At 73.2% G+C, this 13,585-nt stretch carries 15 protein-coding genes; 14 read left to right on the top strand and 1 reads right to left on the bottom strand.

The window, feature by feature from the left end; translation table 11 throughout:
- Positions 1-45: 45 nt before the first annotated feature.
- Entirely contained in the window at positions 46-657 is a 612-nt protein-coding gene (locus B085_RS0103475) for a winged helix-turn-helix domain-containing protein (RefSeq protein WP_018557170.1), read from the top strand.
- Between the two features lie 22 nt (positions 658-679).
- Entirely contained in the window at positions 680-1,945 is a 1,266-nt protein-coding gene (locus tag B085_RS0103480) for an MFS transporter (RefSeq protein WP_018557171.1), read from the top strand.
- Between the two features lie 6 nt (positions 1,946-1,951).
- Here the strand turns inward: B085_RS0103480 and B085_RS0103485 are convergent, their stop codons facing one another.
- Positions 1,952-2,590: a TIGR03085 family metal-binding protein gene (locus B085_RS0103485; protein ID WP_018557172.1), complete on the bottom strand. Its 639-nt coding sequence runs from the start codon at positions 2,588-2,590 to the stop codon at positions 1,952-1,954.
- A 900-nt stretch (positions 2,591-3,490) separates the two neighbouring features.
- Between B085_RS0103485 and hisI the strand changes: the two genes are divergently transcribed.
- The 12 genes from hisI (at position 3,491) to B085_RS0103545 (ending at position 13,409) form a co-directional block, all read left to right on the top strand.
- Complete coding sequence (hisI, locus tag B085_RS0103495) at positions 3,491-3,838, top strand: phosphoribosyl-AMP cyclohydrolase (protein WP_018557174.1); 348 nt, start codon at positions 3,491-3,493, stop codon at positions 3,836-3,838.
- 32 nt (positions 3,839-3,870) lie between these two features.
- Positions 3,871-5,391: an anthranilate synthase component I gene (locus tag B085_RS0103500; RefSeq protein ID WP_018557175.1), complete on the top strand. Its 1,521-nt coding sequence runs from the start codon at positions 3,871-3,873 to the stop codon at positions 5,389-5,391.
- 58 nt (positions 5,392-5,449) lie between these two features.
- Positions 5,450-6,115, top strand: a complete 666-nt coding sequence (locus tag B085_RS0103505; protein ID WP_018557176.1) for a TIGR02234 family membrane protein — start codon at positions 5,450-5,452, stop codon at positions 6,113-6,115.
- 123 nt (positions 6,116-6,238) lie between these two features.
- Entirely contained in the window at positions 6,239-6,451 is a 213-nt protein-coding gene (locus B085_RS41060; RefSeq protein ID WP_018557177.1) for an HGxxPAAW family protein, read from the top strand.
- A 108-nt stretch (positions 6,452-6,559) separates the two neighbouring features.
- Entirely contained in the window at positions 6,560-6,976 is a 417-nt protein-coding gene (locus B085_RS0103515) for a DUF2752 domain-containing protein (protein WP_018557178.1), read from the top strand.
- A 148-nt stretch (positions 6,977-7,124) separates the two neighbouring features.
- Positions 7,125-7,934 carry an indole-3-glycerol phosphate synthase TrpC gene (trpC, locus tag B085_RS0103520; RefSeq protein ID WP_018557179.1) on the top strand — a complete coding sequence of 270 codons (810 nt, stop codon included), beginning with the start codon at positions 7,125-7,127 and terminating at the stop codon, positions 7,932-7,934.
- Positions 7,935-7,942: 8 nt separating this feature from the next.
- A complete protein-coding gene (gene trpM, locus B085_RS51820) occupies positions 7,943-8,080 on the top strand; it encodes a tryptophan biosynthesis modulator TrpM (RefSeq protein WP_375818389.1) in 138 nt (45 codons plus the stop codon).
- 200 nt (positions 8,081-8,280) lie between these two features.
- Positions 8,281-9,525, top strand: a complete 1,245-nt coding sequence (trpB, locus tag B085_RS0103525; protein WP_018557180.1) for a tryptophan synthase subunit beta — start codon at positions 8,281-8,283, stop codon at positions 9,523-9,525.
- Positions 9,522-10,331, top strand: coding sequence for a tryptophan synthase subunit alpha (trpA, locus tag B085_RS0103530; protein ID WP_018557181.1), 810 nt, complete (start codon positions 9,522-9,524; stop codon positions 10,329-10,331). Before trpB ends, trpA begins: the two co-directional genes overlap by 4 nt.
- Before the next feature lie 75 nt (positions 10,332-10,406).
- A complete protein-coding gene (locus tag B085_RS0103535) occupies positions 10,407-11,303 on the top strand; it encodes a DsbA family protein (RefSeq protein WP_018557182.1) in 897 nt (298 codons plus the stop codon).
- 75 nt (positions 11,304-11,378) lie between these two features.
- On the top strand, positions 11,379-12,443 hold the full coding sequence (lgt, locus tag B085_RS0103540; protein WP_018557183.1) for a prolipoprotein diacylglyceryl transferase: 1,065 nt from the start codon (positions 11,379-11,381) through the stop codon (positions 12,441-12,443).
- Between the two features lie 192 nt (positions 12,444-12,635).
- Complete coding sequence (locus B085_RS0103545; RefSeq protein WP_078619725.1) at positions 12,636-13,409, top strand: VIT1/CCC1 transporter family protein; 774 nt, start codon at positions 12,636-12,638, stop codon at positions 13,407-13,409.
- The last annotated feature ends 176 nt before the right edge of the window (positions 13,410-13,585 follow it).

Consider the following 13,585-nt stretch of genomic DNA (forward strand, 5'->3'; position numbering starts at 1 on the left):
CAATTTCTGTTGCGCAAATTTCCTTTCCTGTCTAGCCTCCCCGGTATGCCCGAGGAAGAGCCGGAAGAGACCGGCGCGGACCCCCGCAGGATCACCGACCTCGACGCGCTCAAGGTCTTCACGCACCCGCTGCGCATCGAGCTCTACCGCGCCCTGTTCACCGCCCGCACCGCGACCGCCTCCCAGCTGGCCGACCAGGTCGACGAGGCCGTCTCGCTGGTCAGTTACCACCTGCGCAGGCTCGCCGCGCACGGCTTCATCACCGAGGCCCCAGGGCAGAGCTCGGACGGCCGCGAGCGCTGGTGGAAGGTCAGCTCCGAGCGCGGATTCACCTTCCGCACCTCGGACTTCGCCGACCGCCCCGAGGGCGCCGCCGTCATGGGCGAGGTGACCCGGCAGCTCCTCGCCACCCGGTACGCGCGCTACTCCGCCTATCTCGACCAGCAGCTCGCCTGGGGCAAGGAGTGGACCGACGCCTCCTTCAGCTCCGAGTACATGCCCCGGCTCACCGCCGAGGAGATGCACCGGTTCGGCGAGGAGCTGGGCGAGCTGATGAAGCGCTGGACCGACCGCGGGCGCGCCGCCGAGGAGGCGGGCGACACCGGGGGCCGCGAGCACGTCGCGGTGCACCTGTACGGATTCCCCTACCGGCCGTGAACCCCGAAGGAGGCGCGACCTCATGACGGCGCCCGCCATCGCCGCACCGCCCCTGTCCCCCTCCCGAGCCCCCGCCCACCGGGACGCCAACGTCCTGCGCTGGCTGGCCGCGTTCACCGCCTCGATCGTCGGCGACGCCGTGTGGTTCCTCGCCCTGTCCTGGGCCGCCACCCGCGCCGGGGACCCCGGGCGGGCAGGCCTGGTACTGGCGGCCGGCGCCGTGCCGCGCGCGGTGCTGATGCTCGGCGGGGGAGTGCTGGCCGACCGGTTCGGGCCGCGCCGCATCGTCATCGGCAGCGATCTGACCCGGTGCGCGGTGATGTTCGCGGCGGCCGCGCTGCTCGCCCTCACCACTCCCGGGCTGTGGGCGCTGGCCGTGGTCGCGCTGCTCTTCGGCGCCGTCGACGCGGTGTTCCTGCCCGCCGTCGGCGCCCTGCCGGCCCGGATCACCGGCCCGGACCAACTGGGCAGGCTGCACGGGATGAAGGGCATCGCGATGCGCGTCGGCAACGTGGCCGGCGCCTCGCTCGGCGGCACGGCGGTCGCGGCAGGCGGCGCTCCCGTCGCGTTCGCCGCCGCCGGCGTGCTGTTCTCGGTCTCGCTCGTGCTGCTGGTCGCCGTCCGCGTCGCCCCGCTGCCGCCCGACGACCGGGCCGCGCAGGCGGACGGCACCGCCTGGCGGGACCTGGTGGAAGGTCTGCGCCACATACGCGCACGGCGGGTGCTCACCGCGCTCATGGCCGTCATCGCGATCGGCGAGCTCGGCTTCGCCGGGCCGTTCAACATCGGTCTCGCGCTGGTCGCCGCCGACCGGGGCTGGGGCGCGGCGGGGCTGGGCTGGATCGTCAGCGGCTTCGGAGCCGGCGCGGGCGCCGCCTCGCTGCTGCTGACGGTACGCGGCCGGCTGCCCCGCGCCGGACTGGCCCAGGCCTGCTGCCTCGGGCTGGCGGCGGTCGCGGTGGCCGCCTTCGCCTTCGTCCCCGCACTGCCGGGAGCGGTCGCGCTGGCGGTCGTGGTCGGCCTGGTGGCAGGGCTCAGCGGCGCGCTGTGCGGGGCCCTGCTGCAGACCCTCACCGACCCCGCCTACCTCGGCCGGGTCAGTTCGGTGGCCGCGCTGTTCTCGCTCGGCCTCGCACCGATGAGCTATCCGCTCACCGGTGCCGCCATCGGGGCCTGGGGCCCGCAGCCGGTGTTCGTGGCGAGCGCGGCGGTCGCGGCCGCGGGGGCCGTCCTGGGAATCGCCGCGCCGGCGCTGCGGCGGGCGGAACTCGCCCGCCGCCCCGGGTAGCCGGACTCAGGCGGTGATGCCGAGCCTGGCGTCGTAGAGCCGGGTCACCGCGTCCTTCTCACCCTCGGTCTCCACCCGGGCGGAGTCCTGCCGTCCGAAGGCGAACAGCAGGAGCTCTCCGGGCTCCCCGGTGACGGTGACGACCGGTGCGCCGCGGTGCGCGACCGCGGTCTGGCCGTCCGGACGGCGCAGCACCACGCCGACCGGGGCCTTGCGGCCCAGCAGACGGGCGGAGCGCTCCAGCCGGGACCAGAGCAGGTCGGCGAAGACGGGGTCCGGTTCGCGCGGCGACCAGTCAGGCTGGGCGCGGCGCACGTCCTCGGCGTGGACGAAGAACTCGACGGTGTTGGCCGCCTCGTCGATCTGCTTGAGGGCGAACGGCGACAGCCGCGGCGGCCCGGTGCGGATCAGCCGGATCAGTTCCTGGTACGGCCGTTCCGCGAACTCCTTGCGCACGCGCTCCGACCGGTCCGCGAGGAAGGGGATGACCAGGCCGGCCGAGGCGTCACCGCGGCGCTCCCGCACCACGATGTGGGCGGCGAGGTCACGGGTGGTCCAGCCCTCGCAGAGGGTTGGCGCCTCGGGTCCGGCACTCTCCAGCAGGTCGGCGAGGAGCAGACGTTCACGCTGGGCATGAGTCGACATGCCGTCAGCCTACGTCCGGTCCCCGCCGGTGGGCAGCAGCTACGGCAGCGGTTTGGTCAGCTTCTTGCCGTCCGGCCGGTTGCTGAGGGTCAGGGAGCAGGAGACGGTGTCCTTGCCCTGCAGCTGGTAGCCCGTGAGCTTCGGGTACAGCGCGTAGTAGAAGTACCCGGGGTTGTCCTTGACGTCCTTCAGGCGCTTGGCGGCGTCCGCCTCGCACAGCTTCAGGACCTTGGCCTTGAGCGCGGCCTCGGTGGCGAAGGTGCCCGTGATGGTCTCGTTGGCGATGACCTCGGCGTCGTGCGGGCCGTTGCACGAGACCGTGGTGACCTCGGTGACGCCGGTGTCCAGTCCCGGGTCGTCGAAGCACTGGCCGGGGCTGAGCACGACGTACTTGCGGAAGGTCTCCGAGGGGTCCGGCTCCGTGGAGGCCGTCGCCGTGTCCTGGGTGGTGGGGGCCGAGACCGTCGGGCTGCTGCTGGTGGTCCCGGTGGCGCCCTTGTCGTCCTCGCCGCCGCTGAGCGCGATCGCCAGACCGCCGACGACGACGGCTGTCAGCACGATCGCGCCGATGGCTATCGCGGCCACCTTCGCACCGCCACCGCTGCGCGGCGGCTGCGGCGGGGGCGGNTAGCCGTAACCCCCGCCCGGCTGCGTCGGTCCGGGGAACTGCGCCTGGTTCTGGTACGGCGGCTGCGGCTGCGGCTGGTACTGCGGTTGCGGCTGGTACTGCGGCGGGCCGAACCCCCCGGGGGGCGGCCCAAAACCGCCACCCTGTCCGGAGCGCGGGTCGTCGGGCGGCGACGGCGGAGGAAAACTCATGCACGAAGCATGCCCCATGCGGGTGAGCGGAGTGCGGGCAGGAGCCGAAGTCGTGCCGCCCGGAGCGGGCAGAATGGAGGTATGGAATCCCCGCTCGACCCAGCTGTCGCCGCCCGCCTCAAGCGCACCGCCGACGGCCTCGTGCCCGCCGTCGCGCAGCAGTACGACACCGGCGAAGTCCTCATGCTCGGATGGATGGACGACGAGGCGCTGCACCGTACCCTCACCACCGGCCGCTGCACCTACTGGAGCCGCAGCCGCCGGGAGTACTGGGTCAAGGGCGACACCTCCGGGCACGTCCAGCACGTGAAGTCCGTGGCCCTGGACTGCGACGGCGACACGATCCTGGTCAAGGTCGACCAGGTCGGCGCGGCCTGCCACACCGGCGACCGCACCTGCTTCGACGCGGGCGAACTGCCGCTGTCCTGAAGCGGCCACGCCCGGGCACTAGGCTGCGGACCATGACCACGGGCACCGTCACCCCCGATCCGGACACCTTCCGCAAGCTGGCGCGGGACCGCCGTGTCATCCCGGTCAGCAGGAAGCTGCTGGCCGACGGGGACACCCCGGTCGGCCTGTACCGCAAGCTCGCGGCCGAGCGCCCCGGCACCTTCCTGCTGGAGTCCGCCGAGAACGGCCGCTCGTGGTCCCGCTACTCCTTCGTCGGCGTCCGCAGCGCCGCCACCCTGACCGAGCGCGACGGCCGCGCCCACTGGCTCGGCACGCCCCCGGTGGGCGTGCCGGCCGGCGGCGACCCGCTGGAGGCGCTGCGGGCCACGATCGAGGCCCTGCACACCCCGCGCGACCTGCACGACGACGCCGGACTGCCGCCGTTCACCGGGGGCATGGTCGGCTACCTCGGCTACGACGTCGTACGCCGCCTGGAGCGCATCGGCGACCACGCCCGCGACGACCTGCGGCTGCCCGAACTCACCATGCTGCTCACCTCCGACCTGGCGGTGCTCGACCACTGGGACGGCTCGGTGCTGCTGATCGCCAACGCGATCAACCACAACGACCTCGACACCGGCGTCGACGAGGCGTACGCGGACGCCGTGCGGCGGCTCGACGCCATGACCGCAGACCTGGCCCGCCCCGTGGACTCCGCGCCCGCCGAACTGCCGCCCTCCCGGCTCCCGGAGGAGGTCACCTCGCGCTTCGGCGGCGCCGCCTACCAGGCCGCGGTGGAGACGGCCAAGGAGTACATCCGGGCCGGCGACGCCTTCCAGGTCGTGCCCTCGCAGCGGTTCGAGACGCCCTGCCCGGCGAGCGCGCTCGACGTCTACCGCGTGCTGCGGGCGACCAACCCCTCCCCGTACATGTACCTGCTGCGCTTCGACGGCTTCGACGTCGTCGGCTCCAGCCCCGAGGCGCTGGTCAAGGTCGAGGACGGCCGGGCCATGGTGCACCCCATCGCGGGCACCAGGCCGCGCGGCGCGACGCCGCGCGAGGACCAGGCGCTCGCCGACGAACTGCTCGCCGACCCCAAGGAGCGTGCCGAGCACCTGATGCTGGTCGACCTGGGCCGCAACGACCTCGGAAGGGTCTGCGAACCCGGCAGCGTCGAGGTCGTCGACTTCATGTCGATCGAGCGCTACAGCCACGTCATGCACATCGTCTCCACCGTCACCGGCAGCGTCGGCGCCGGCCGCACGGCCTTCGACGTCCTCACCGCCTGCTTCCCCGCGGGCACCCTCTCGGGCGCGCCCAAGCCGCGCGCGATGCAGATCATCGACGAGCTGGAGCCCACCAGGCGCGGCCTGTACGGCGGCGCCGTGGGCTACCTGGACTTCGCCGGGGACTCCGACACCGCCATCGCCATCCGCACCGCGGTGCTGCGTGACGGGACCGCGTACGTGCAGGCCGGGGCCGGCATCGTCGCCGACTCCGACCCGGTCAGCGAGGACACCGAGTGCCGGAACAAGGCCGCCGCGGTGCTCCGCGCCGTCGCCACGGCCGGCCGGATGCGCGCCGGGGCCTGACCGGCGCGGGCCGGGCCCCGCGTGCCGGGCCGGCGCGGCGACGGGGGATAGTGGTCGGGTGAGCAGCTCCGCACCTCAGTCCCGCACCGTCGCCGAACCGTCCGCCGAGCCCGCAGCCCGCCGGACGCGCGGCCGCGGCGGCCTCGTCCTCGCCCTGGCGAGCGGTGTGCTCGGTGCCGCGGTCGTACTCCTGGCCTCGAGCAAGACCTGGCAGGAGGGCAGCGCGCCGTTCGCCGACGGCGGGATGCCGGTCAGGGTCTCCGGCCACCAGGTGACCGGGGTGCCGGGAGCGCTCGCGCTGGTGGGCCTCGCCGCCCTCGTGGCGGTCTTCGCCGTACGGGGAGCGGCCCGGCTGCTCGTGGGCGGGCTGCTCGCGCTGTGCGGGGCCGGGGCCCTGACGGCGGTGCTCCTCGCGTTCGGCGACACCGCGGCCCTGGACGCGGCCGCGGCGACCGCCAGCGGCCTGTCCCGTACGACCGTCACCGGGTCCTCCACCAGCGCCTGGCCGGTTGTGTCGGCGGCCGGCGGCGTGCTCCTGCTGCTGGCCGGCACCGTCGCCCTGCTCCGCGCGCGCACCTGGCCCGGCATGTCGAACCGCTACGACCGCGACACCCCCAGGGCGGTGCCCCCCGCACGTACCGCCGCGGCCGCGGGCGGCGAGGAGCGTCCCGAGGACCTGTGGAAGGCGCTGGACCGCGGCGAGGACCCCACCGAGTCGCCGTAACGCGCCGGGCCACCCCCCGCGCGCGGAGCGTGAGCGGAACGGGGGACAATAACCCGTGACGCGCGCCATCGCGCGGGCGGACGAACTGACGACCCTTTCTCGAAGAACGACTTGGGAGCACTCATGGCGGGCAACAGCCACGGACACACCCCTGCCGCCTGGACCGGCGTGACCATCGCCTTCATCGGCTTCTGCGTCGCGGCTGCCTTCGTCGTCCTGGCGGAGCCGATCGGGATGTTCGCCGGCCTGGCGGTCGCCGCCCTGGGCGGTCTGGTCGGTCTCGGCATGCGCGCCGCGGGCCTCGGCAAGCCGATGCCCGAGCGGCAGCGCGGCTGACCCGGGCAACGGGCTCCGGAGCCGCCGCCGGCACACCGCCGGCGGCGGCTCCGCGCTTTCCGGCCACCCCGGCTGTTCCGGGCGGGCACGACGCGGGACAATCACCGGGTGACCGAGACTGCCGCCAGGCCGAAGCCGAGTGACCTCGTCGCCCCGCTGGGCGTCCTCGGCGGTGTCGCCGCCGCCTTCGCGTACGTCGGCACCTTCGACCCGAACGAGGCCGGGCACTACCCGGTCTGCCCCCTGCTGCAGTACGGAGGCGTGTACTGCCCGGGCTGCGGCGGGCTGCGCAGCGCCTACGCGGTCGTGCACGGCGACTTCGGCGCGGCGCTCGGCCTCAACGCGCTGGCCGTGGCCGGTTACGTGTTCTTCGCCGTGCTGTGGACGGTCTGGCTCACCCGGACACTGCGCGGCAGGCCCTTCTCGCTCCCGCTGCGGGCCGTGCACTGGTGGACGATCGCGGGCGTCGTGCTGCTCTTCACCGTCGTCCGGAACCTTCCCTTCGGGTCCGCACTCGCACCCTGACCTGCGTCGGAGCGGCGTCCGGACCGTCCGCCCGGGGCGCCTTCGCTCCGCCGGATGCGGGTCCTCCGCCGACCGGCGGTTACCATCGCAGTGCCGGTGGAACATCTCACTGGCTTGATCGTTTCGCTTTCGGAAGGGGTCCTCTCGCGTGAGTGTGCTCGACGAGATCATCGACGGAGTCCGCGAGGACCTCGCCGAGCGGCAGGCCCGGGTCTCCCTCGACGAGCTCAAGGACCGGGCGGCGAAGGCGCGCGACGCCAAGGACGGCGTGGCGGCCCTGCGGGGGGACAGCGTCAAGGTCATCTGCGAGGTCAAGCGGTCCAGCCCCTCCAAGGGCGCGCTCGCCGCCATCGCCGACCCCGCGGGCCTCGCCGCGGACTACGAGGCGGGCGGCGCCGCCGTCATCTCGGTCCTCACCGAGCAGCGCCGGTTCGGCGGTTCGCTGGCCGACCTCGAGGCCGTCCGCGGCAAGGTCGACATCCCCGTCCTCCGCAAGGACTTCATCGTCACCGCCTACCAGCTCTGGGAGGCCCGCGCCTACGGTGCCGACCTCGCGCTGCTGATCGTCGCGGCGCTGGAGCAGGACGCGCTGGTCTCCCTGATCGAGCGGGCCGAGTCCATCGGCCTCACCCCGCTGGTCGAGGTGCACGACGAGGAGGAGGTCGAGCGGGCGGTCGACGCGGGCGCCCGCATCATCGGCGTCAACGCGCGCAACCTCAAGACCCTCGAGGTCGACCGCGCCACCTTCGCCCGCGTCGCCCCGGAGATCCCGGACCACATCGTCAAGGTGGCCGAGTCCGGCGTCCGCGGCCCGCACGACCTCATCGCCTACGCCAACGACGGCGCCGACGCCGTCCTCGTCGGCGAGTCCCTGGTGACCGGCCGCGACCCCAAGGCCGCCGTGGCCGACCTCGTCGCCGCCGGCGCGCACCCCGCGCTGCGTCACGGGCGGGGCTGACCGGCACCATGACGAGCTACGCGCGACTGGCCCGGGGCTGCCGTCCCCGTGGCTGCCGCGCGCCCGCGCGGCGCGTCCTCGGTCGCCGCGTGCGCTACCACATCGGCTGCGAGCCGGGTCAGATCAACGGGCGCCGATGGCGCTGACGGCGGCGCCGTCCGCCTGATGACCGGGGCACGGGTGTGCCCGCCGGCGTCCCGCCGGCGACGGCCCCCTCGTGCTCCCCGGTCGCGGGCGCGCGCCCATGCCGCGGGCGGCGTCCCATGCGCCGCCGCCGTAACGTGACCATTGGTACGCGAATCCCTGGGGGCCGCCGACGCGCGCCCCCGAAGGAGCCGAGAACGTCATGTCCGAAGACTTCTTCATCCCCGACCCCGAGGGCCGGGTCCCCAGCGCCGAGGGCTACTTCGGCCGGTTCGGCGGCAAGTTCATCCCGGAGGCGCTGGTCGCCGCCGTGGACGAGGTCGCCGTCGAGTACGACAAGGCGAAGTCCGACCCCGCCTTCGCCGCGGAGCTGAACGAGCTGCTGGTGCACTACACCGGCCGCCCCAGCCCGCTCACCGAGGTGCCGCGGTTCGCGCAGCACGCCGGCGGGGCTCGGGTCTTCCTCAAGCGGGAGGACCTCAACCACACCGGCTCGCACAAGATCAACAACGTGCTGGGCCAGGCGCTGCTCACCAAGCGCATGGGTAAGACCCGGGTGATCGCCGAGACCGGCGCCGGACAGCACGGCGTGGCCACGGCCACCGCCTGCGCGCTGTTCGGCCTGGAGTGCACCATCTACATGGGCGAGGTCGACACCGAGCGCCAGGCGCTCAACGTGGCCCGTATGCGCATCCTCGGCGCCGAGGTCATCCCCGTGAAGTCGGGCAGCCGGACCCTGAAGGACGCCATCAACGAGGCGTTCCGCGACTGGGTGGCCAACGTGGACCGCACCCACTACCTGTTCGGCACGGTCGCGGGCCCGCACCCCTTCCCGGCGATGGTGCGCGACTTCCACCGCGTCATCGGCGTCGAGGCACGCCGCCAGATCCTGGAGCGCGCGGGCCGGCTGCCGGACGTGGTCGCCGCCTGCGTGGGCGGCGGGTCGAACGCGATCGGCCTGTTCCACGCCTTCATCCCGGACGAGGGAGTGCGCCTGCTGGGCCTGGAGGCGGCCGGCCACGGCGTGGACTCCGGCGAGCACGCGGCGACGCTGACCGTCGGCGAGCCCGGCATCCTGCACGGCTCGCGCAGTTACGTCCTGCAGGACGACGAGGGCCAGATCACCGAGCCGTACTCGATCTCGGCGGGCCTGGACTACCCCGGCATCGGCCCCGAGCACGCCTATCTCAAGGAGACCGGCCGCGCCGAGTACCGCCCGGTCACCGACGACGAGGCGATGCAGTCGCTGCGCCTGCTCTCCCGCACCGAGGGCATCATCCCGGCCATCGAGAGCGCCCACGCCCTCGCGGGTGCGCTGCGGATCGGCCGGGAGCTCGGCGAGGAGGGCCTGGTCCTGGTCAACCTCTCCGGGCGCGGCGACAAGGACATGGACACGGCCGCCCGCTACTTCGGGCTGTACGACGAGGCTGAGGGAGCACAGCGGTGAGCGGGCGGATCGAGCTGCTGGACCGGACCCTGGCCGGTGCCAGGGCCGAGGGCCGCGCGGCCCTGGTGGCCTACCTCCCGGCGGGTTTCCCGACCGTCGAGGGCGGCATCGAGGCGGCGAAGGCCGCCCTCGAGGGCGGCGCCGACGTCGTCGAGATCGGCCTTCCGCACAGCGACCCCGTGCTGGACGGCCCGGTCATCCAGACCGCGGACGACATCGCGCTCCGCGGCGGTGTGCGGATCAAGGACGTGCTGCGCACGGTGCGCGAGGCGCACGCCGCGACCGGGAAGCCGATCCTGGTCATGACGTACTGGAACCCCGTCGACCGCTACGGCGCCGAGCGTTTCGCCGCCGAACTGGCGGAGGCGGGCGGCGCCGGCTGCATCCTGCCGGACCTGCCGGTCGAGGAGTCCGAGGTGTGGCGGAAGGCCGCCGAGCAGCACGGACTGGCCACGGTGTTCGTCGTCGCGCCGAGCAGCCGGGACGAGCGGCTGGCGAAGATCACGGCGGCGGGGTCCGGCTTCGTCTACGCGGCCTCGCTGATGGGCGTCACCGGCACTCGTGAGAGCGTCGGCGCCGAGGCGGCCGAACTGGTGCGGCGCACCCGCGCCCAGACCGAGCTGCCGGTCTGCGTCGGCCTGGGCGTCTCCGACGCCGCCCAGGCGGCCGAGGTGGCAAGCTTCGCGGACGGGGTGATCGTCGGCTCCGCGTTCGTCAAGCGGCTGCTCGACGCGCCGGACCTGGAGCAGGGTCTCGCGGGCGTGCGCGAGCTCGCCGCGGACCTGGCCCGGGGCGTCCGCCGGTAGCGGCGCCTCACTCTTCCGGGCGAAACATGGGCCGGGGGTACGCGCGAGCGTGCCCCCGGTTCGTTGTGCCTGGGTGTGAGCGAGAAGAACCGTGAAGGAAAGCGCAATGCCCGGGACCGGCTGCAGGAGCAGCGGGCGGACGACCAGCGCCGGCAGAAGCGCAAGAGGACGGCGATCGTCGCGGGCTCCGTGGTGGGGGTCCTGGTCGTCGGCGCCGTCATCGGGGTCGTGGTGGCGGGCAGCGACGGCAGTTCCGGCGCCCCGGCCGTGGCCCCGGCGGGCGCGACGGGCAAGGACAAGCTGGCCCTCCCCAACGGCGCGAGCGACGCCCCGTCCACGCTGACCGTGTACGAGGACTTCCGGTGCCCGGCCTGCGCGGCCTACGAGAACGAGCTCCGCGACACCATCCACGGCCTCCAGGACCAGGGACAGCTGAAGGTCGAGTACCACCTCGTCCGGCTGATCGACGGGAACCTGGGCGGCTCCGGCTCGCTCGACGCCGCCAACGCCGCCGCCTGCGCGCAGGACGAGGGCAAGTTCCGCGCGTACCACGACGTGCTGTACCAGAACCAGCCGCCGGAGAACGACGACCTGTTCGCCGACAAGAACCACCTGCTGGAGCTGGCGGGCAAGGTTCCGGGGCTGAAGACCCCCGCCTTCACCCGTTGCGTGAAGGACGGCACCTACGACGACTGGGTGAATGCCAACAACAAGGCCTTCGGGACCGCCGGCTTCAACTCCACGCCCACCATCCTGCTCAACGGCGGCGAGAACCTGCTGGCGAAGGGGCAGCCCAACCTGACCGCGGACCGGCTGAAGCAGCTGGTCACCGAGGCCAACAAGGGCAAGAAGCCCGGCACCGCGACGCAGGGCGCCACCCCGCCGAGCGCGTCCGGGTCGCCGGGCGCGCCGGGATCGGCGACCGGTTCGGCACCCGCGGGGGGCTCTCCCGCGGCCTCGCAGAGCGGCTGAGCCCCCGCCCGTTATCCAGCCGTTGCCGGGCGGGTGCCCGTCGTAGCCGCCCGGCACGGTAGCGTCGGGAGTGCCATGGAACTCGAACTCGCATTCATTCCCAGCCCGTCGCGCGGGGTCATCCACCTCGGCCCCATCCCTCTGCGCGGCTATGCCTTCTGCATCATCATCGGCGTCTTCGTGGCCGTGTGGCTCGGCAGCCGGCGATGGGTCGCCCGCGGCGGACAGAAGACCACGGTCGCGGACATCGCCGTCTGGGCGGTGCCGTTCGGTCTGGTCGGCGGTCGTCTCTACCACGTGATCACCAGTTACGAGCTCTACTTCGGTGAGGGCAAGGACTGGGTCAACGCGTTCAAGATCTGGGAGGGCGGCCTCGGCATCTGGGGCGCCATCGCCCTGGGCGCCCTCGGTGCCTGGATCGCCTGCCGGCGCCGCGGCATCCCGCTGCCCGCGTACGCCGACGCGGTGGCGCCCGGTATCGCCTTCGCCCAGGCCATCGGCCGCTGGGGCAACTGGTTCAACCAGGAACTCTACGGACGCGCCACCGATCTGCCCTGGGCGCTGAAGATCGACAGCGCCCACCGGCCCGCGGACAGCCTGGACGCCGCGACGTACCACCCGACCTTCCTGTACGAGTCGCTGTGGTGCGTCGGTGTGGCCCTGCTGGTCATCTGGGCCGACCGGCGCTTCAAGCTCGGCTACGGCCGTGCCTTCGCGCTCTATGTCGCGGCGTACACCGTCGGGCGCTTCTGGATCGAGTACCTGCGCGTCGACGACGCCCACCACGTCCTGGGCCTGCGGCTCAACGACTGGACCTCGATCCTGGTCTTCGCCGCCGCGGTGGCCTACATGGTGGTCTCGGCGAAGCTGCGGCCGGGCCGTGAGGAGGTCGTCGAGCCGGCGGCCCTCGCCGCGGCCGAGGCCTCCGCGAAGGACACGGACCCCGACGCGAGGGACGCGGACGCGAAGGACGCTGAGGGTGCGGACGCCGGGGACGCCGGGGACGCCGACGAGAAGGCGGCGGACGGGGACGACGAGAAGACCGCCGCCGGCGAAGCGGAGCCGGACGCGGACCGGGACGCGGAGGACGGCGCCGCCGTCCCCGTCGAGGCCGAGGCCAGGCCCGCCAAGAACCACTGACGCCCACGTCGAGCAGCCCGCGGCCGCCGTTCACCATCTGGTGACGGCGGCCGCGGCGTTGTCCCGGCGGGCGCGTTTTCGCAGGTAAGGCAGGCTTTCCTTGCTGGAAACGCAGGGAATTCGAGCGTACGGTCGAGGCGTTCGAGGGAGGGATGCGGGGATCGCCGCCCCTGGGGAAGGAGCACCTTGACCATGTCGTCAGCCGTGGAGCGCAGCGCACCGGGCACGGCCCCCGAGCGGACGCCGGGGGAGGACGGGCAGGCGGCGCCGTACCACGTGGCGCACCACACCCACCGGGACGTGAGCGGCGGCTGGCTGCGTCCGACGGTGTTCGGGGCGATGGACGGCCTGGTGTCGAACCTGGCGCTCATGACCGGCGTCGCCGGCGGCAACGTGGCCCCCTCGACCATCGTGATCACCGGATTGGCGGGACTCGCGGCGGGCGCTTTCTCGATGGCCGCGGGCGAGTACACCTCGGTCGCCTCCCAGCGGGAGCTGGTCCAGGCGGAGCTGGACGTCGAGCGGCTGGAACTGCGCCGCAACCCCAAGGACGAGCTGCGCGAACTGGCCGCGTTGTACGTCGCACGGGGCGTCGAGCCGGAGCTCGCCGAGGAGGTCGCCCGGCAGATGTCCAGGGACCCGGAGATGGCCCTGGAGATCCACGCCCGCGAGGAGCTGGGCGTGGATCCGACCGATCTGCCCTCGCCCCTGGTCGCGGCCGGTTCCTCCTTCCTGTCCTTCGGTGTCGGGGCCCTGCTGCCGGTGCTCCCGTACCTGTTCGGCGCAACGGTGGTCTGGCCCGCGGTGATCGTGGCACTGATCGGTCTCTTCCTCTGCGGGGCGGCTGTGGCACGTGTGACGGCGCGCAGCTGGTGGTTCAGCGGGCTCCGGCAGCTCGTCTTGGGCGGAGCGGCCGCCGGGGTTACCTTCGTTCTGGGCGCGCTGTTCGGCACCGCCGTCGGTTGAGCCGGGTGACGGCCACAAGCCATTTGTTACCCGCTCGTTTCAGCACGACCGACAGAGGGCATCAGTCTGTGGCGCCGTGGGCAGTGTCGCCTGCGTCTCACGTGAGCGATGCTGGCCCAAAACTGCCTGCTCGTAGCGCTACTCAGTCCACATGATGGAACTGGCTATCCACTTTT

Source organism: Streptomyces sp. BoleA5, from assembly GCF_000373665.1.
Taxonomy (GTDB): domain Bacteria; phylum Actinomycetota; class Actinomycetes; order Streptomycetales; family Streptomycetaceae; genus Actinacidiphila.

What these genes read in the sequence shown, in the direction of transcription:
- B085_RS41060 (WP_018557177.1), top strand. Translation starts at nt 6,239, where the DNA reads ATGGCGGGCAACAGCCACGGACACACCCCTGCCGCCTGGACCGGCGTG.
- B085_RS0103545 (WP_078619725.1), top strand. Translation starts at nt 12,636, where the DNA reads ATGTCGTCAGCCGTGGAGCGCAGCGCACCGGGCACGGCCCCCGAGCGG.
- B085_RS0103480 (WP_018557171.1), top strand. Translation starts at nt 680, where the DNA reads ATGACGGCGCCCGCCATCGCCGCACCGCCCCTGTCCCCCTCCCGAGCC.
- lgt (WP_018557183.1), top strand. Translation starts at nt 11,379, where the DNA reads ATGGAACTCGAACTCGCATTCATTCCCAGCCCGTCGCGCGGGGTCATC.
- B085_RS0103485 (WP_018557172.1), bottom strand. Translation starts at nt 2,590, where the DNA reads ATGTCGACTCATGCCCAGCGTGAACGTCTGCTCCTCGCCGACCTGCTG.
- B085_RS0103475 (WP_018557170.1), top strand. Translation starts at nt 46, where the DNA reads ATGCCCGAGGAAGAGCCGGAAGAGACCGGCGCGGACCCCCGCAGGATC.
- hisI (WP_018557174.1), top strand. Translation starts at nt 3,491, where the DNA reads ATGGAATCCCCGCTCGACCCAGCTGTCGCCGCCCGCCTCAAGCGCACC.
- trpB (WP_018557180.1), top strand. Translation starts at nt 8,281, where the DNA reads ATGTCCGAAGACTTCTTCATCCCCGACCCCGAGGGCCGGGTCCCCAGC.
- B085_RS0103500 (WP_018557175.1), top strand. Translation starts at nt 3,871, where the DNA reads ATGACCACGGGCACCGTCACCCCCGATCCGGACACCTTCCGCAAGCTG.
- trpM (WP_375818389.1), top strand. Translation starts at nt 7,943, where the DNA reads ATGACGAGCTACGCGCGACTGGCCCGGGGCTGCCGTCCCCGTGGCTGC.